This is a genomic window from Variovorax sp. dw_308, from assembly GCF_019207085.1.
Classification (GTDB): domain Bacteria; phylum Pseudomonadota; class Gammaproteobacteria; order Burkholderiales; family Burkholderiaceae_C; genus Variovorax.
In genome coordinates this window covers 487198-503129 of the sequence record NZ_JAATOM010000004.1, presented here as the reverse complement: position 1 = coordinate 503129, position 15932 = coordinate 487198, and the positions used below count along the sequence as shown (strand labels likewise).

At 67.2% G+C, this 15932-nt stretch carries 18 protein-coding genes and 1 pseudogene; 12 read left to right on the top strand and 7 right to left on the bottom strand.

The genetic code is table 11. The annotated features are described in order from the left end of the window. Positions 1-6 precede the first annotated feature (6 nt). The 9 genes from HCU76_RS11670 to HCU76_RS11630 all read left to right on the top strand — a co-directional run bounded on the left by HCU76_RS11670 (position 7) and on the right by HCU76_RS11630 (position 6557). Positions 7-549: an SRPBCC domain-containing protein gene (locus HCU76_RS11670; RefSeq protein ID WP_218509401.1), complete on the top strand. Its 543-nt coding sequence runs from the start codon at positions 7-9 to the stop codon at positions 547-549. Beyond that, on the top strand, positions 546-1307 hold the full coding sequence (locus HCU76_RS11665) for a glutamine amidotransferase (protein WP_218509345.1): 762 nt from the start codon (positions 546-548) through the stop codon (positions 1305-1307). Before HCU76_RS11670 ends, HCU76_RS11665 begins: the two co-directional genes overlap by 4 nt. Before the next feature lie 28 nt (positions 1308-1335). Further along, entirely contained in the window at positions 1336-1977 is a 642-nt protein-coding gene (locus tag HCU76_RS11660; protein WP_256354124.1) for a phosphatidylcholine/phosphatidylserine synthase, read from the top strand. Positions 1978-2003: 26 nt separating this feature from the next. After that, a complete protein-coding gene (locus HCU76_RS11655) occupies positions 2004-2597 on the top strand; it encodes a glutathione S-transferase family protein (RefSeq protein ID WP_218509344.1) in 594 nt (197 codons plus the stop codon). Continuing rightward, positions 2594-3253: a histidine phosphatase family protein gene (locus tag HCU76_RS11650; protein ID WP_218509343.1), complete on the top strand. Its 660-nt coding sequence runs from the start codon at positions 2594-2596 to the stop codon at positions 3251-3253. Before HCU76_RS11655 ends, HCU76_RS11650 begins: the two co-directional genes overlap by 4 nt. A gap of 9 nt (positions 3254-3262) precedes the next feature. Next, complete coding sequence (locus HCU76_RS11645) at positions 3263-4225, top strand: DnaJ C-terminal domain-containing protein (protein ID WP_213953744.1); 963 nt, start codon at positions 3263-3265, stop codon at positions 4223-4225. Between the two features lie 2 nt (positions 4226-4227). Continuing rightward, positions 4228-4554 (top strand): chaperone modulator CbpM, encoded by a 327-nt coding sequence (locus HCU76_RS11640; protein ID WP_213953743.1) that lies wholly within the window; start codon positions 4228-4230, stop codon positions 4552-4554. Between the two features lie 147 nt (positions 4555-4701). Beyond that, positions 4702-5220, top strand: a complete 519-nt coding sequence (locus tag HCU76_RS11635; protein ID WP_218509342.1) for a hypothetical protein — start codon at positions 4702-4704, stop codon at positions 5218-5220. A 47-nt stretch (positions 5221-5267) separates the two neighbouring features. Beyond that, entirely contained in the window at positions 5268-6557 is a 1290-nt protein-coding gene (locus HCU76_RS11630; protein ID WP_218509341.1) for a hypothetical protein, read from the top strand. A gap of 123 nt (positions 6558-6680) precedes the next feature. Here HCU76_RS11630 and HCU76_RS11625 read toward each other — a convergent pair whose 3' ends face one another. From HCU76_RS11625 to gtdA, 4 genes are all read right to left on the bottom strand, one after another. Then, complete coding sequence (locus tag HCU76_RS11625) at positions 6681-7658, bottom strand: tripartite tricarboxylate transporter substrate binding protein (protein WP_218509340.1); 978 nt, start codon at positions 7656-7658, stop codon at positions 6681-6683. Then, the gene (locus HCU76_RS11620; protein WP_213953739.1) at positions 7655-8932 is read right to left on the bottom strand and encodes a 3-hydroxybenzoate 6-monooxygenase; all 1278 of its coding nucleotides are present in this window, start codon (positions 8930-8932) and stop codon (positions 7655-7657) included. Before HCU76_RS11620 ends, HCU76_RS11625 begins: the two co-directional genes overlap by 4 nt. Before the next feature lie 15 nt (positions 8933-8947). Further along, positions 8948-9652, bottom strand: a complete 705-nt coding sequence (locus tag HCU76_RS11615) for a fumarylacetoacetate hydrolase family protein (RefSeq protein ID WP_213953738.1) — start codon at positions 9650-9652, stop codon at positions 8948-8950. Between the two features lie 65 nt (positions 9653-9717). Then, positions 9718-10788, bottom strand: a complete 1071-nt coding sequence (gene gtdA, locus HCU76_RS11610; RefSeq protein WP_218509339.1) for a gentisate 1,2-dioxygenase — start codon at positions 10786-10788, stop codon at positions 9718-9720. Between the two features lie 85 nt (positions 10789-10873). Between gtdA and HCU76_RS11605 the strand changes: the two genes are divergently transcribed. Beyond that, the gene (locus HCU76_RS11605; protein ID WP_213953736.1) at positions 10874-11782 is read left to right on the top strand and encodes a LysR family transcriptional regulator; all 909 of its coding nucleotides are present in this window, start codon (positions 10874-10876) and stop codon (positions 11780-11782) included. Positions 11783-11792: 10 nt separating this feature from the next. On the opposite strand, the gene HCU76_RS11600 is transcribed toward HCU76_RS11605, so the two are convergent. Together HCU76_RS11600 and HCU76_RS11595 are read right to left on the bottom strand one after the other, a co-directional pair. Continuing rightward, entirely contained in the window at positions 11793-12287 is a 495-nt protein-coding gene (locus HCU76_RS11600) for a GNAT family N-acetyltransferase (RefSeq protein ID WP_213953735.1), read from the bottom strand. Beyond that, on the bottom strand, positions 12287-12751 hold the full coding sequence (locus tag HCU76_RS11595; protein ID WP_213953734.1) for an EVE domain-containing protein: 465 nt from the start codon (positions 12749-12751) through the stop codon (positions 12287-12289). Before HCU76_RS11595 ends, HCU76_RS11600 begins: the two co-directional genes overlap by 1 nt. Positions 12752-12841: 90 nt before the next feature. Here HCU76_RS11595 and HCU76_RS11590 point away from each other — a divergent pair, with 90 nt between their 5' ends. Continuing rightward, positions 12842-14041, top strand: a complete 1200-nt coding sequence (locus HCU76_RS11590; RefSeq protein WP_213953733.1) for a cation:proton antiporter — start codon at positions 12842-12844, stop codon at positions 14039-14041. 1 nt (position 14042) lies between these two features. On the opposite strand, the gene HCU76_RS11585 is transcribed toward HCU76_RS11590, so the two are convergent. Next, positions 14043-15341 (bottom strand): MFS transporter, encoded by a 1299-nt coding sequence (locus tag HCU76_RS11585; protein ID WP_213953732.1) that lies wholly within the window; start codon positions 15339-15341, stop codon positions 14043-14045. Between the two features lie 235 nt (positions 15342-15576). On the opposite strand from HCU76_RS11585, the pseudogene HCU76_RS11580 reads away from it, so the two are divergent. Next, a pseudogene (locus HCU76_RS11580) lies at positions 15577-15926 on the top strand (GFA family protein). Positions 15927-15932: the final 6 nt, after the last annotated feature.

The following is a 15932-nucleotide window of genomic DNA, read 5'->3' as shown; positions in this document are numbered from 1 at the left end:
ACCGTGATGAAGGAAGACCTTGGCGATGTCACAGCGCCTGGCACCCTGCGCTTCGAGCGGCTGTTGCCCGTGGGCATTCACCGTGCGTGGGCCCACCTCGTCGAGCCTGAATTGCGTGCGCATTGGCTGGCCGGTGGCGCCATGGGCACGCAGCCTGGCGATGCTTTCGAGCTGCTGTTCGACCACACGGCGCTCAGCGGCGAACAGGCGCCCGAGCGCTTCAAGCAGTTCCGCGCGCCCGTGTCGCAAGCATCTCGCGTGCTGCAGATGGAGGAGCCGCAGCTGCTGGTCCTGGCCTGGCGCAGCGACGCCAATGGCCCTGCGGCCTCTGAAGCAAGGTTCGAACTGACAGCCCAGGGCGACAAGCAGACCGCGCTGCATCTGACGCACAGCGGCCTCCGCGGCGTGGCAGAAACGCGCGACGTGGCGGCCGGCTGGCATGCGCACCTGGGCGTGCTGCTCGACGTGCTGCACGGTCGCATTCCACGCCCCTTCTGGTCGCACCTGGACAAGGTCGCGGCCGAGTACGAAGCAAGCATCACCGAATGAACATCGAAGACGCCCTCCCCCATCCGCTCGTCATCGTCAAGGCCGGCGACACCTTCGACGAACTGCGCAACGAACACGGCGACTTCGAGCACTGGATTGCCGAGGGCCTCGGCGACACTTGCCTGCCGGTGGTGGTGCTCGATCCGCGCCGCGGCGATACGCTACCGGCGCCCGCGCAACTGTCCGCCGTGGTGCTGTCCGGTTCGCATTCGATGGTGTCGCACCGCGAGGACTGGAGCGAGGCCACCGCGGCCTGGCTCGCAAGCGTGGTACGGCAGGGCAAGCCGGTGCTCGGCATCTGCTGGGGTCACCAGTTGCTGGCCCATTCGCTCGGCGGCGAGGCGGACGACCATCCCGGCGGCCTGGAGATCGGCACCGTGACGGTGTCGCTCACCGACGCGTCCACCGACGATCCGCTGTTCCAAGGCCTGCCGCGCGAGTTCCCGGCCAACGTGGTGCATCGGCAGAGCGCGCTGCGGCTGCCGCCCGGCGCCGTGCGCCTCGCGGGCAATGCCTTCGAGCCCCACCAGGCCTTTCGCGTCGGGGAGCGCGCCTGGGGCGTGCAGTTCCATCCCGAGTTCGACGCCGCCGCGATGCGCGGCTACGTCGACGCGCTGGCCGAGGACCTGCGCGCCGAAGGCGTCGACCCCGATGCACTGCGCGAGGACGTCCGAGCGACGCCTGCCGCCGCGCAACTGCTCGGCCGTTTCGCCCGGCTGGCCGAGGCGCAGGACGCAACGGCGTCACGCTTGCGTTAAGGTGCACTTGTTCCCCCGGAGGTCCCTCATGCCCCTGCCCAGCCCCGCCACCCGGCCCCGCAAGCACTTCTCGATGATCCGAGGCTTTCACCTGGCCGACGCCTTCACCCTCGGCAACGCGGCGTGCGGCGTCGGTGGCGTGTTCCTTGCCATGGCCTACGCGGCCAGGGCGGACCTCCCCCTGTTCATGTGGGCGGCGGCGCTGGCGCCCGCAGCCTTCATCTTCGACGTGTTCGACGGCCGCATCGCGCGCTGGCGCCAGACGCATTCGGCGCTCGGCCGCGAACTGGACTCGCTGGCCGACGTGATCTCCTTCGGCGTGATGCCCGCGGCGCTGGCCTTTGCCGCCGGCGCCAACGGCGGCTGGGATGCCGCCCTGCTGATCTATTTCGTCTGCTGCGGCGTGAGCCGGCTGGCCCGCTACAACGTCACGGCCGAGGCACTTTCCGAAGGCGCCGACAAGGTCAAGTACTTCGAAGGCACGCCCATTCCCACCAGCGTGGTGCTCGTGGGCGTGTTGGCATATGCCGCGTGGAAGGGCAATATCGGGGCCTCGCTCTGGGGCGGCGCATGGACGCTCGGCCCCTGGGTGCTGCACCCGATCGCCTTGCTGTTCGCGCTGTCGGGCACGTTGATGATCAGCAAGACGCTGCGCATCCCCAAGTTCTGAGGAGCGCAAGCCATGAGGAGACAAGCATGCAGCTCTACTACAACCCGCACAGCCGCGCCGTCACTGCCAAGTGGATGCTGGACGAATGCGGCATCGACTACGAACTGGTGAACGTCGACTTCAGCAAGCGCGAGCACAAGCAACCCGCCTTCCTGCAGATCAACCCCGCCGGCAAGCTGCCGGCGCTGGTGGACGGACACACCCGCCTCTTCGAATGCGCGGCCATCTGCATGTACCTGGCCGAGCGCTTTCCGCAAAAGCGCCTGGCGCCACCGGTGGGCGCGGATGACCGCGGCCGCTACCTGTCGCTGATGGTGTATTCGACCTCGCAGCTCGAACCCGCGATGAGCGATGCCTTCATGAAGATCACGCCCACCGCCGCGCGCGGCTGGACGGGATTCAGGGAGGCGGTGCACGTCGTGGAACGCGAACTGGGCTACGGCCCCTGGCTGCTGGGCGCCCAATTCACCGCGGCCGACATCATGATCGGCTCCGTCTTCATCTGGCAGAAACTCTTCGGCGGCCATTCGGGCAGCGCCAAGATCGACTCCTACATCAAGCGCCTGCTGGCCCGGCCCGCGGCAATGAAACTCGGTACAGCCTCCAGCAAGACTTCATGAGCACCACCCACTCTACGTCCCTCGTCACCCCCGCCCACTTCCATCCTGACGGGCTCGACCTGCTGGTCCAGCTGGCTGCCGCTGAGCCGATCGCCCCCGCCTGCGACCACTTCTATTTCCTGCGCCATGGCCAGACCGGGCGCAACGCGCTGCGCATCTTCCAGGCGGCCGACGAGCCCCTGAGCGAACTCGGGCTGGCGCAGGCAGCGCAAGCCGCGAGCGTGCTGGCCGGGGAGACGATCCGCAGCATCGTCTGCAGCGACGCGCCGCGCGCGCACGTCACGGCGCAGACCGTGGCGGCGCCGCACGGGCTGGTGCCGGCCGCCGAGGCGGGCTTGCGCGAGCGGCATTTCGGCGCGCTCATCGGCACCTCCTCGGCCAACATCGACTGGGCCTGCGAGCCGGAGGGCGGCGAGACGCTCAAGCAGTTCGTCGACCGCAAGCGCGTCGCACTCGCCGCCGCGCTGGCCCAGCCTGCGCCGGTGCTCGTGGTCGCGCATGGCGGCAGCCTGTTCGTGCTGGCCGCGCTGCTCGGCGTGAAGATCGACCTGAGCGTCCTCGGCAACGCGCAGCCATTGCGATTCGAGCGCAACGGCCCCATCTGGTCGATCAGGGCGCTGCAGGCCAAGGGCGACGCAGAATCCGCCATTGCATAACCCGACACCATGGAATTCAAGGACTACTACAAGACCCTCGGCCTCGAGCGCGGCGCCACCGAAGACGAGGTCCGCAAGGCCTACCGCAAGCTCGCGCGCAAGTACCACCCCGACGTCAGCAAGGAAGCCGACGCCGAGGTGAAGATGCGCGACATCAACGAGGCCAACGACGTGCTGCGCGACAAGGAAAAGCGCGCTGCCTACGACGCGCTGGCCGACCGCGTGGCGCGCGGCGGATCGCCCGAGGGCGACTTCCAGCCGCCACCGGGCTGGGACACCGGCTACGAGTTCCACCGCGGCCCCGGCGCCGGCCCGGCTGACCATGCCGACTTCAGCGAGTTCTTCTCGTCGATCTTTGGCGCCGGTGAGCGGCGAGGCGCTGCGCGCCAGAACATGCGCGCACGCGGCGAGGACCATCACGCCGCCATCGAGATCGCGCTGGAAGACGCGCTCAACGGCGCCGAGCGCGAGATCACCTTGCGCGCCCAGACCATCGACGCGCAAGGCATGCCGCAGTGGGAGAACCGCACGCTCAGCGTGAAGATCCCGCCCGGCGTGCGGCCCGGCCAGTTCATCCGCCTCGCGGGCCAGGGCATGCCCGGCCACGGCGGCGAGCCGGCCGGCGACCTGTACCTGGAGGTGCGCATCGCACCGCATGCGCACTACCGCATCGAGGAGCGCGACCTGTACATGACGCTGCCGGTGACGCCGAGCGAAGCGGCGCTGGGCGCCAAGGTCGAAGTGCCGACGCCGACCGGCGGTGTGGTCGAGGTGACCGTGCCGCCGAATGCGCGCAACGGCATGAAGCTTCGGCTCAAGGGGCGCGGCCTGCCGGGCAAGACGCCGGGCGACCTGTACCTGCTGCTGGAAATCGCGCTGCCCCCCGCCGACAGCGATGCCGCCCGAGCCGCCTACGAGGCGCTCGCCAAGGCCTCGCCTTCCTTCAACCCACGCCGCCATCTGGGAGTTTGATCATGGCGACTCGTTCCGTGATTGCGACCACCACGGTGGTCAGTTCCTCGCAACCCCTGGCTGTGGCCGAGTTGGCCCATGCCTGTGGCGCCGACGTCGCCTGGGTGGTGCAACTCGTCGAGGTGGGCATCGTGCAGGCGCGCATCGAACAACAGCATGCGCCGCCGGCCCAATGGCGCTTCGGCAGCAGCGACCTGCAACGCGCATTGGCCGCGCGCCGGCTGGAGCGGGACTTTGGCGTGGGGCTGGATGCGGCTGCGCTGATCCTGGACTTGGAGCATGAAGTGCGCAGGCTCAAGGCGGTGCTGGCGTCGCGCGGCGTGGACTGACCATCCGCCCTTCGCGCGCTGCAGCCCAGGCGCAGCGCGTGACCTGTCCATTCATTTGATGACGCACCGAGCCCTCGTCGCTTGACCCCGCGTGCCGATGCCCTCAGGCTGTGATCCCGCCTTGTGGGGCCGCATTGGAGCGCAGCAATGAGCTATCAGGACATGAACAACGGCCGCCTTGGCGTGGGCGGCAACAAGAGCTCGATCGACTACCAGGAAGGCGTTGCGGCCCGGGACCGGCAACGCGAGCAGGCGCAGCGCGAGACCGCGCATGCCAGCAGGCCGTACTCAAGCGGAACGACCGATACCTATCGCCCCGGCACCTGGCACGCGCCCGGCGCCAGCGCAGGCGGCGGCCCGACCCTGGTGCAACCGGAGACCCTGGCCACCTCGGCAAAGTCAGGCGCCGGGCTGTTCGCGGTCCTCTGCGTCGGCTACATGCTGCTCCAAGGGGGCTGGACGCTCGGCAGCCTTGCGGTCTACGCGGGGGTGGCGGCGGTGGCGGGCGCGCTGGCGGGCGCGGCGCTCTACATCGCGCTCAAGGTGCTGGCTGTCGCGGCAAAGGTCGCCGGGGTCCTGCTGGTCATCGGCATCGTCCTGCACTGGCTGGGCGTCATCAACCTGTGGCCGATGCTCGCAAAGGCCAGGCACCTGCTCGGACTGTAATTGGCGGCTTGAAACCAGGCGACGTGCGAACCTTGAAGGAGCGGACCATGAAAGCAGCGCCAAGGGCAATCGTTGTTCCCCCTTCAGCGTGGCGCCGCGCCCACTCGCCGTTGCTCGCACTCGCCGCAGTGCTCCTCGCCGGCACAGCAGGGGCCGTCGATCAATGGATCGGCACCCCCACGGGGGCGGACTATTTCCGGGAAAACGCCAACGCCGCGATCCGCGATGCGATCGCATACAAGGGAAAGGCCGCGCAGTTCGAGGCCACGATCCAGGCTGCGCGCGAAGCCTACTTTCTGGCACCGCCGGCCAACCGAAGTGCCGCGGGCGCCGAGTTCGCCACGCGGCTTTTCGAAAAGGACATCGTCCTTGCCCAGGTCCTGGTCATCGATGGCGTCAATCCCCATTCGGACGCCGTGAACAAGCTGACCGCGGCACTGAATGGAGGGCGCGAACTCGACGGCGGCATTCCCCGTCCCGCCAAGGGCTCCTTCATGAGCTGGGTAAGGAGCATGCGCGGCGAACTGGGCGCGCGTGGCGACGATCAACTGATCCTCTTTGACGAAGCCGCATTCGCGAAGGCGCTGCGCGCAACCGAACCGCAGTACACGGCCTACCGTGCCGAACGAGACCAGGCGGAGATCAATCGTTGGGCCGGACAACATCCCACGCAAGAGGAAAAGGACCGCAAGCTCCCGCTGCGTGCCTCCAGGCCCCTTCCACCCAGCACCTTCATGCGCTTGAAGGATTCGCCGCCGCTCTTCAAGGTGGAACTGAAAAAGAGCGACGATGCCGGCGCCCTGATGCTCAACTGCGAATACGGCCCGTACCTCAATGCCAACGGCGAGCAGGACTACAGCAGCTACCTGTTCTGGAAATCGCGGCCGCCGGAAAACGTCCAATGGCTCATGGCCCGAGGGGTGGCCGACATGACCCGGGTTCAGGATCGCGCCCTCGAAGAGTGTCCCGCCCTCGAGGAGGATGCGCGCAAGGCCGCCAAGGTGCCGCAGAAGATCTTCCCGACCGAGGAGATGAGGAAACAGGCGCACGCGGAAGGCGATGCTCAGTGGAAGGCATCGCGGCCCGATATTTTTGGCAGGCCGGTGCCCGCCGCGCGAACCGCTCCGCCGGCCAACCGCATCGCGGAAGGCTCCGACCCCGACGCGAACCAGAAAACGCAGGCGCAAATCTCCCAGGAGCGCATCGCCAGGTCGCGAGAACAACAAGTGGCAGGCAGGGCGTGCTACACCGAATACGCCTCGAACCGAGCCTCCGACCCGGCCGGCGCGCGGGACAGATGGAGTGCATGCCTGCGCGCGGTCAGGGCTACGCCGTAGTTTCAGTTTCGGGTCGGAGCAAGCTCGCGCGTCAACGCGCCCTGGTACGTCACGAGACGACGGGCTTGCCAATTACTCTGTGCAAGACGGGCAGGCAACCGTTCCGAGTACCGCAATGGCGCCTCAATCCAGGCTGATATTCCCCCGCACCACCAACTCCCCATACACCTTCGACTTGGCCTCCACATTCCGCGCGATCTCCTCCGGCGACCAGGCCAGCGGCTCGAAGGCGAAGGTGTCGAAGCGGGCGCGGATGTCGGGGTCGGCGATCACCTTGGCCATGTCCGCGTTGATCTTCGCCTTGATGGCCGCCGGCACGCCCTTGGGCGCGACCAGCGACACGAAGGAGTTGACCTCCAGCCCCGCAGGTCCGCCGGACTCGCCGATGGTCGGCACGTCCGGCATCTGAGGCACCCGCCTGGGCGCGGCGACCGCGATGTAGCGCAGCTTGCCGGCCTTGTAGATGCCCGCGCTCGACGGGAGGCTCGCGAAGGCCCAGGCGATGTCGCCCGAGCCGACGCTGGCGTACAGCTGCGACACCTCCTTGTACGGCACGTGCTGCATGCGCAGGCCGCCCGCCATCGCTTCGAGTTGCTGAGCGCCAAGGTGGCCGGGGCTGCCGATGCCCCATGAGCCATAGCTCAGCGCATCGGGCCTGGCCTTCGCGTCGGCGACCAGGTCGGCCATCGACTTCCACTTCGATTCGGTCGGCACCGCGACGAAGAAGGGTGTGCGAAACAGCGACGCCACCGGGTCGAAGGTCTGCAGCGGCTTGAAATTGCGCGACTTGTAGAGGTGCGGCAGCGCGGCAAGGTGCTCGCTGTCGAGCTGCAGCAGCGTGTAGCCGTCGGGTGCGGCGCGCGTCGCCTGTTCGATGGCGATGAAGCCGGCGCCGCCTGGCCTGTTGTCGATCACCACGCGCTGGTTCCACAGCTTCGAGAGCTTGTCGGAGACCAGGCGCAGCACCGCGTCGGGCCCGCTGCCCGCGGCAAAGGGCGTGACGATGGTGACGGGCTTCGACGGGTAGTCCGTGGCCTGGGCCAGCACCGGTGCGCTGAAGAATACGGCGGCGATGCCGGCCAATGCGAAGCGTGTTTTCATGATGTCGTTGCGGTCTCTTGCTGGATATGGATTTCTTTGGGCAGGGCGGGTTGTACCGCGGCGGCGTCGAGGCAGCGTTCGGGGCGCCAGCCGTAGAGCCATTCGACCGCATCGTGAAAGCGCTGCTCCGAGCGGCCTGGCCACAGGCTGTTGCGAACGAGCCGCTCCACGCCTTTCGCGTGATAGAGCCTGCCCATCTCGCGCACCGACAGCACCACACGCGCCGTGCGCGCCGCACGCGCCGATTCGTAGAGGCGAAAGGCGCGTGGCAGGTCGTCGGTGCCGTCTTGTTGCGAACGACATGCGCGAATGGCCTCGCCCAGCGTGACCGCATCCTCGAGCGCCATGCACGCGCCCTGCGCGAGGTACTGCATCATCGGATGCGCCGCATCGCCGATCAGCGTGGCCGGGCCTTGGCCCCAGTCCAGCACCGGCTCGCGGTCGGCCGTGCTCCAGCGCTTCCACGAGGTTGGGCGGTCGAGCAGTTGGCGCGGGGTGGGATGGATGCCCTGGAAGTACGACAGCACCTCTTCCTTGCTGCCTTCGGTGACGCCCCACTCCTCCTTGTCGCGACTGTGGAAGGTCACGACCAGGTTGTACTGCTCGCCCGCGCGCAGCGGGTAGTGCACCAGGTGGCAATCAGGGCCGGCCCACACCACGGGCGCGTTCATGCGCAGCTCCGGTGGCATGTCGGCGGCCGGCACCACGGCCCGGTAGACCACATGGCCGGACACGCGCGCCTCGTCGCCGACCAGCCTGGCCCGCACCACCGACTTCACACCGTCGCAGCCCACCACGGCACCGGCGCTGAAGCGGCGACCGTCCTTCGTGGTCACTGTCACGCCGTCGTCGCGGATATCGACCTCTGCCACCGCCGCGCCGGTGTGAAAGCGGATGCGCGGATCACTGCGCACCGCGTCGAATATCGCGCCGTGCAGGTCGGCACGGTGGCTCACCGCATAGGGATTGCCGAAGCGCTTGCGAAACGATTCGCCCACCGGCACCGAAGCCACTTCGGTGGCGTCGACCGCATCCATCATCACGAGGCGATCGGTGAACACCGCCTTTCGCCGCACCTCATCGCCCACACCCAATGCGTCGAGCGCCGCGAAGGCATTGGGGCCGAGTTGCAGGCCGGCCCCGATCTCGCCGATGGAGGAGCTTTGCTCCAGCAGTTCGACCTGCAGGCCGAGGCGCGCCAGCGACAGCGCAGTGGCCAGCCCGCCGATGCCACCGCCGACCAGCAATACCGATGCACGTTCAGGATGCGTCATGGTGGATTTGCTCCTTCAGTCGATGCGAACGGACAGCGGCGAAAAGCCGTCGATCCGCACGGTGATGGTCTCGCCGCGCTTCACCGCGCCCACGCCTTCGGGCGTACCGGTGAAGATCACGTCACCGGGCTGCAAAGCGAACAGCGTCGACAGGTTCGCGATGACTTCGCTCACCGACCAGATCAGGTTGCGGATGTCGCTCTTCTGGCGCGTAGCGCCATCGACTTCGAGCGTGATGGCGCCGGCGTTGTATTCGCCCATCTTGCTGATCGGCCTCACCGGGCCGATGGGCGCGGAATGGTCGAAGGCCTTGCCTATTTCCCAGGGCCGGCCCTGCTCGCGCATCTTCATCTGCAGGTCGCGCCGCGTCATGTCGAGGCCGACCGCGTAGCCGTAGATGTGGCTGGCCGCCTGCTGGACCGGGATGTCGCTGCCGCCCTTGCCGATCAGCACGACGAGTTCGGCCTCGTAGTGGTAGTTGGCCGTCTGCGCCGGATACGGCAGCGCAGCCGTGGTGCCCGCGGGCACCGGGATCACCGACGCATCGTCGTTCGGCTTGCAGAAGAAGAACGGCGGCTCGCGGTCCGGGTCGAAGCCCATCTCGCGCGCATGCGCCGCGTAATTTCGGCCGACGCAGTAGACGCGGCGCACGGGGAACAGGTCGGTTGAACCTTCGACCGGCAAGCCGACGACGGCCGGCGGTGTGATGACATAGGACATGGTGCCTCCTGCCGCAACGATGGCGGCGAATGGTTGAGATGGAAAGCGGTCGCGCAGTGCGCGACTCAGAAGGCTTCGCGCAGGATGCCCATGGCCTGTTGCACCGGGCGATCGGAAAAACTGAACAGCACGACCTCGTCATCCGCCGACAGCTTGAGCGGCGCCCACGACGGCACGACGAAGGTATCCCGCGGCCCGAACGCCAGCCGCTGGCCGCCGATGTCGGCCGTGCCGTGGCCTTCGACCACGCTGTAGACCGCGCCATCGGTCTGCCGATGCGCCTTGCCGGCAAAGCCCCCGGGCAGCAGTTGCAGGAAGGTCGCGATGGTCGGCATCGGCGAGCCGCCGGTCAGCGGGTTGATGTAGCGCAGCTTGTGGCCGTGCCAGGCGTCCGGCGCTTCCTGCCGTTGTAGTGTGGCCAGCGCCTCGCGGCTGCGCGCATAGGGATAGTTGAAGATCGGCGACGTAGGCGACTGGTGGTCGTGTTTCACCGGCACCATGTTGTGGCCGAAGCGCGCCATGCTGTGACCTTCGGGCACCGCCACCTTCTGCGCCTTCGCATCGTCGTTCTCGGCAAAGCCTGCATCGAAGAAGCGCACCATCGGGATGTCGAGCCCGTCGAGCCACACCACCGGCTCGCTGCTGCCGCCGATGCCCTCGTTGCCATGGTCATGCCAGGCCCACGAGGGCGTGATGATGAAGTCGCCGGGGTACATGGTGGTGCGCTCGCCGCCCACCGTGGTGTAGGCGCCCTTGCCGTCGACGATGAAGCGCAGCGCCGACTGCACATGCCGATGCGAGGGCGCGATCTCGCCCGGCATGATGAGTTGCAGGCCCGCGTAGAGCGACTGCGTGATCGACGAGCGCCCCGGAAGGGCCGGGTTCTCGAGCACCAGCACGCGGCGCACCGCTTCCTCGGCCGTGATGAGCGCGGCGGATTCCATCAGGAAGGGGCGGATCTCGTCGTAGCGCCAGATCGCCGGCACGCACGGCGTCTGCGGCTCGCGCGGCACCAGCGCGTGCAGTTCTTCCCACAGCGGCGTGAGGCCGAGCGGCTTGATTCGGTCGTAGAAGTCCTGCCGCTCGGGTGGACGCGCGGCGGCTTGGGCGGGGCGGTTGGCAACGGCGGTGTTCATGGAGCGGATTGTTCGCCGCCGCCACTATTCCTTCAAGCACACTGGCGGATACTTCGAATTGCGTTTTTGAATACTGGAGCAAGCGATGGCAAAGCTGGACGTGGAGTGGCTGGCCGTGTTCGACGAGGTCTACAAGACCGCGAGCGTGTCGAAGGCGGCGGACCGTCTCGGCATGGCGCAGGCCGCGGCCAGCACCGCGCTCAACAAGCTGCGCGCGCACTTCGACGACCGGCTGTTCGCGCGCACCGCGCAGGGCATGCAGCCCACGCCGCATGCTCAGCAGATCTACCCAGCGCTGCGCGAGGCATTGGCCCAGCTCGCACTCGCGCGCGGCAGCCAGGCGGCGTTCGACCCTCATACGGCGGATCGCCACTTCCGCATCTGCCTGACGGACATCAGCGAGGTGGTGCTGCTGCCCCGGCTGCTGAACCATGTGCGGCGCGAGGCCCCCGGCGTGCAGATCGAGACCGAGATCGTCTCGACCGCCAGCGGCCGTCGCTTGGAGGACGGCGAGGTCGACCTGGCCGTCGGCTTCATGCCGCAACTGGAGGCCGGCTTCTACCAGCAGGTGCTGTTCCGCCAGAACTTCGTCTGCCTCGTTGCGAAGGACCATCCGCGCATCGGCCAGAAGCTCACGCGCAAGGCCTTCGCCGCCGAGGCGCATGCGCTGGTTTCGTCTTCAGGCACTGGTCATGCCATCGTCGACAAGACCATCGCGCGCCACGGCATCGAGCGGCGCATCGCCGTGCGCCTGTCGAGCTTTCTCGGCGTGGCGCGCATCGTGGCGCAGACCGAGCTGATCGTTGTCGTGCCGCGCATCCTCGGGCAGATCCTGGCGACGCAGGAACCGGTGAAGCTGGTCGAGCCGCCGATCGCGCTGCCGGCCTATGCCGTCAAGCAGCACTGGCATGAGCGCTTTCATGCAGACGCCGGCAACGCCTGGCTGCGCCGCACGATCGTCCAGTTGTTCGGCGAGGGCGGAACTGGCGCGTGAGCGAATGCGCCTATGCGCCGGTACGAAGCTCGTAGCGGGCAAAGGCCACCGAACCCTTCTGGATGCAGCTGTGCAGGGTGAAGCCGAAGCCTTCGTACAGCGTGCGCAACGCCGTGCGATCCGCCACGCAATCGAGGCGCAGATAAGGCAAACCCATGCTTTCGGCCCGCGCCTTGGCGAAGGCGAGCAGCGCAGCGGAGACGCCCTGGCCCGCCCACTGCCGGCGCACCGCGAGCTTGTGGATGAAGGCCGAACTGCCGCTGTCGATCTCGGGCCAGAAGTACGGGTCTTCCAGATCGAACCTCGCGACTCCCACGATCTCGCCACCCTTGTCACGCGCGGCGAAGAACAGCCCCGCCGCCACATCGCGCAGCACGCGCTCGTCGCTGACGGCCGACGCGACCCACAGCGCCCTGCCGCCATCCGCCAGCCATTGCGCGGCCTCCTGCAGCACAGCCGCAACCTGCGGCGCGTCGGCGACCGCGGCCTGCCGGATGTCCAGCATCAGGCCAGCATCTTGTCGACGATCAGGTGCCAGTGCACCGCCTCGACCGGCGTGATCGACAGCCGGTTGCCCTTGCGCAGCACCAGCATGTCGGCCAGCGCGGGTGTGTCGCGCAGTCCCGGCAAGGCCAGCAGGCGCGTCTTGCGCAGGGCCTGCACGTCGAGCAGCAGCCAGCGCGGGTCCTCTGGCTTCGACTTGGCGTCGTAGTACGGCGACTTGGCATCGAACTGTGTCGGGTCGGGCCGCGTTGCGGAGGTCACGCGCGCGATGCCGTAGATGCCGGGCTCAGGGCAACTGGAGTGATAGAACAGGACGCCGTCGCCGACCTTCATCGCATCGCGCATGAAGTTGCGCGCCTGGTAGCTGCGCACGCCGGTCCACGGCACGGTGGCGTCGGGGGCGGCCAGCGCGTCGTCGATCGAGCATTCCTCGGGTTCGGACTTCATCAACCAATAGTTGGGCATGGCATGTAACGTCTGTTGTGAGCCGGGGCCCGATTTTGCCGTGGCAAACTGCGGCCCGCTTCGCGACCTCGCCTCCCCCTTGTCCTGCCAATGAGTACTTCCGAAATCTTCCTGATCGCGATGCTGATCATCTTCACCGGCCCGTACCTGATCTGGCGGCTGGGGCGCACCGAGTACTTCGCGCCGCTGGTGATCGTGCAGATCATCACCGGCGTGCTGCTCGGTCCCGGCGTGCTGGGCGCCATCTATCCGGACTACTACAACTTCGTCTTCAGCGCGCCGGTGATCCAGTCGCTCAGCGCCATCGCGCAATGGGGGGTGATGCTGTTCGTCTGGATTGCCGGCATCGAGCTCGACCTGCGCGAGGCGTGGACGCATCGGCGCGAAAGCGGCATCACGGCCGGTCTTGCGCTGGGCGTGCCGCTGGTGTTCGGCAGCGTCGCCGGCATCGGGATGGCGATGTACCCGGGATGGATGGGCGCGCAGGCGCAGACCTGGCAATTCGTGCTGGGCATCGGCATGTCATGCGCCGTGACCGCGCTGCCGATCCTGATCCTGCTCATGGAGAAGCTCCACATCCTCCGCCAGCCGATCGGCCAGCGCATCCTGCGCTATGCGAGCCTGGACGACATCGCGATCTGGAGCGTGCTGGCGCTCATCCTGCTGGACTGGGAGCGCGTCGGCAGGCAGGTCGCGTTCCTCGCGTTGTTCGCTATGGCCAGCGCCGCCTTCCGCTGGCTGATGGTGCGCATTCCGGAGCCGGATCGCTGGTATGCCGGCATCGTCTGGCTGGCCGCCTGCGGGCTGGGCGCCGACTGGTGCGGCCTGCACTACATGGTGGGCGCCTTCATTGCCGGCGCGGTGATGGATTCGCACTGGTTCGACCAGGCCGACATGGACTCGCTGCGCCACAAGCTGCTGATGGTGGTGATGCCGGTGTACTTCCTGAGCACCGGGCTGCGCACCAACTTCCAGGGCGGCGGCGCCGCGGTGCTCATCGCCGCGGCGGTGCTGCTGGTGGCATCGGTCGGCGGCAAGCTGATCGGCACGCACATCGCAGGCCGCGTCCTTCGATGGAAGCCCGGCGAAGGCTCCCTGGTCGGCTGGCTCCTGCAGACCAAGGCGCTGATCATGATCGTCTTCGCCAACGTGCTGCTCGACAAGGCCCTGATCACCAACGCGACCTTCACCGCACTGCTGCTGATGGCCGTGGCCAGCACGATGCTGACCGTGCCGGTCGTCTCGCCCAAGCTGGCGCGGATGAAGGAGATCGTGTTTCGCAACCGTTAGATCAGGCGCGCACCGCTTGGGCGCCGAGTTCCGCCCGCTTGTCGTGGCCGATGACGAGCACCAGCGCAAAGGCGACGACCGACAGCAGCGCAAGGAACAGCACCGCATAGAAGTCGTTGCCCATCTTGTCCTTCAGCATGCCGAAGATCGTCGGGCCGATGTAGCCGCCGAGGTTGCCGATGGAATTGATCCACGCGATGCCGGCCGCCGCCGCCACGCCGCTCAGCAATGCGGTCGGCACGGTCCAGAACACGGGCAGCGCGGCGAAGATGCCGAACGCGGCGAGCGTCACGGCCGCCATCTTCGGGATCGGCGCGGAGATCTCGGCCGCGGCAACCAGCCCGACGAAGATGCAGGCCAGCGGGATCAGCAGGAACACCTTGCGCTCCTTCGTCGCGTCGGACCAGCGGGTCCAGAACAGCATCGCGATCGCGCCGATCAGGTACGGGAAGGCGTTGATGAAGCCGATCTCCACGTTGCCCAGCCCGCCGAAGCCCTTGATGATCTGCGGCAGGAAGAAGCCCAGGCCGTAGAGCGGCACCGTGATGCCCATGTAGACGAAGCCCAGTGCGATCACGCGCCAGTTGAACAGCGACTGCGTCCACGAGATCTTGTGAATCGACTCGCGGTTGCGGCGCTCGGCCTCGAGCGTGCCCTGCAGCCAGTCGCGCTCTTCCGTGGTCAGCCACTTCGCGTCCTTGGGGCGGTCCGGCAGGTACAGCAGCACGAAGAAGGTCAGGACCAGCGCCGGCACGGCTTCGAGGATGAACAGCCATTGCCAGCCGTGCATGCCGTTCACGCCTTCCATGTTCAGGATGAAGCCCGAGATCGGCGAGCCGATCACCGTCGAGATCGGGATCGCGAACATGAACCAGCCCACGATGCGTGCGCGGTACGCCGCCGGAAACCAGAGCGTGATGTAGAAGATCACGCCGGGGAAGAAGCCCGCTTCGGCAATGCCGAGCAGGAAGCGGATCACGTTGAAGCTCGTCGCCCCGCCGACCCAAGCCTGCGCGGCCGAGATCAGGCCCCAACTGAACATGATGCGGGCGATCCACCTGCGCGCGCCGAAGCGCTCCAACGCCAGGTTGCTCGGCACTTCGAACAGGAAGTAGGCGATGAAGAAGATGCCGGCGGCGCTGCCGAAAATGGCGGCGGTGAAGCCCAGGTCTTTCGACATCGAGGCGCCGGCAAAGCCCAGGTTCACCCGGTCGAGGTAAGCGACGAAATAGCTGACCATGAGCAGCGGCAACAGGCGCCAGCTGACCTTGGACACGGTTCTTTGCTCTATCGAATTCACATTTATTCTCCGGTGTTTTAATTTGTGACGCACAAGCGTCGGCAGGTTATACCGCGCGCGGCGCTCGCGTGCTTGCGACCATGGCGACCGGTGCCGGGCGCAGCGGCGCACCCTGACCGACGCTTGCATTTGCGCCATCGCCGGTGGCTTGACAACACCTCCGGTCACTTCAATACTCAACCCTTTGGTTGACTATTGAAAACCCGATCCACCAGTTCGACCCAAGAGGCCTGACATGACCCATCAAGGAAGTTGCCACTGCGGGCGCAACAAGTTCGAGGTCGAAGGCGATATCGCCTCCGTCACCGAGTGCAACTGCTCGATCTGCCAGCGCAAGGGCGCGTTGCTGTGGTTCGTCTCGCGCAGCGCCCTGCACTTGCTCTCACCCGAGTCGGACGGCAGCGTCTACCGTTTCACACGCATGCGATCAAGCACCACTTCTGCCCGCATTGCGGCATCCACACCTACGGCGAAGCCAAGACGCCCGACGGCAACACGATGGCGGCCATCAATGCACGTTGCATCGAGGGCATCGACTTGCAGGCAATCCCGGTCCAGCACTTCGACGGCCGCTCGATGAAGTAAGGCGTG

Coding starts and splice junctions, on each gene's coding strand:
- HCU76_RS11670 (WP_218509401.1), top strand. CDS start 7: ATGAAGGAAGACCTTGGCGATGTCACAGCGCCTGGCACCCTGCGCTTC.
- HCU76_RS11665 (WP_218509345.1), top strand. CDS start 546: ATGAACATCGAAGACGCCCTCCCCCATCCGCTCGTCATCGTCAAGGCC.
- HCU76_RS11660 (WP_256354124.1), top strand. CDS start 1,336: ATGCCCCTGCCCAGCCCCGCCACCCGGCCCCGCAAGCACTTCTCGATG.
- HCU76_RS11655 (WP_218509344.1), top strand. CDS start 2,004: ATGCAGCTCTACTACAACCCGCACAGCCGCGCCGTCACTGCCAAGTGG.
- HCU76_RS11650 (WP_218509343.1), top strand. CDS start 2,594: ATGAGCACCACCCACTCTACGTCCCTCGTCACCCCCGCCCACTTCCAT.
- HCU76_RS11645 (WP_213953744.1), top strand. CDS start 3,263: ATGGAATTCAAGGACTACTACAAGACCCTCGGCCTCGAGCGCGGCGCC.
- HCU76_RS11640 (WP_213953743.1), top strand. CDS start 4,228: ATGGCGACTCGTTCCGTGATTGCGACCACCACGGTGGTCAGTTCCTCG.
- HCU76_RS11635 (WP_218509342.1), top strand. CDS start 4,702: ATGAGCTATCAGGACATGAACAACGGCCGCCTTGGCGTGGGCGGCAAC.
- HCU76_RS11630 (WP_218509341.1), top strand. CDS start 5,268: ATGAAAGCAGCGCCAAGGGCAATCGTTGTTCCCCCTTCAGCGTGGCGC.
- HCU76_RS11625 (WP_218509340.1), bottom strand. CDS start 7,658: ATGAAAACACGCTTCGCATTGGCCGGCATCGCCGCCGTATTCTTCAGC.
- HCU76_RS11620 (WP_213953739.1), bottom strand. CDS start 8,932: ATGACGCATCCTGAACGTGCATCGGTATTGCTGGTCGGCGGTGGCATC.
- HCU76_RS11615 (WP_213953738.1), bottom strand. CDS start 9,652: ATGTCCTATGTCATCACACCGCCGGCCGTCGTCGGCTTGCCGGTCGAA.
- gtdA (WP_218509339.1), bottom strand. CDS start 10,788: ATGAACACCGCCGTTGCCAACCGCCCCGCCCAAGCCGCCGCGCGTCCA.
- HCU76_RS11605 (WP_213953736.1), top strand. CDS start 10,874: ATGGCAAAGCTGGACGTGGAGTGGCTGGCCGTGTTCGACGAGGTCTAC.
- HCU76_RS11600 (WP_213953735.1), bottom strand. CDS start 12,287: ATGCTGGACATCCGGCAGGCCGCGGTCGCCGACGCGCCGCAGGTTGCG.
- HCU76_RS11595 (WP_213953734.1), bottom strand. CDS start 12,751: ATGCCCAACTATTGGTTGATGAAGTCCGAACCCGAGGAATGCTCGATC.
- HCU76_RS11590 (WP_213953733.1), top strand. CDS start 12,842: ATGAGTACTTCCGAAATCTTCCTGATCGCGATGCTGATCATCTTCACC.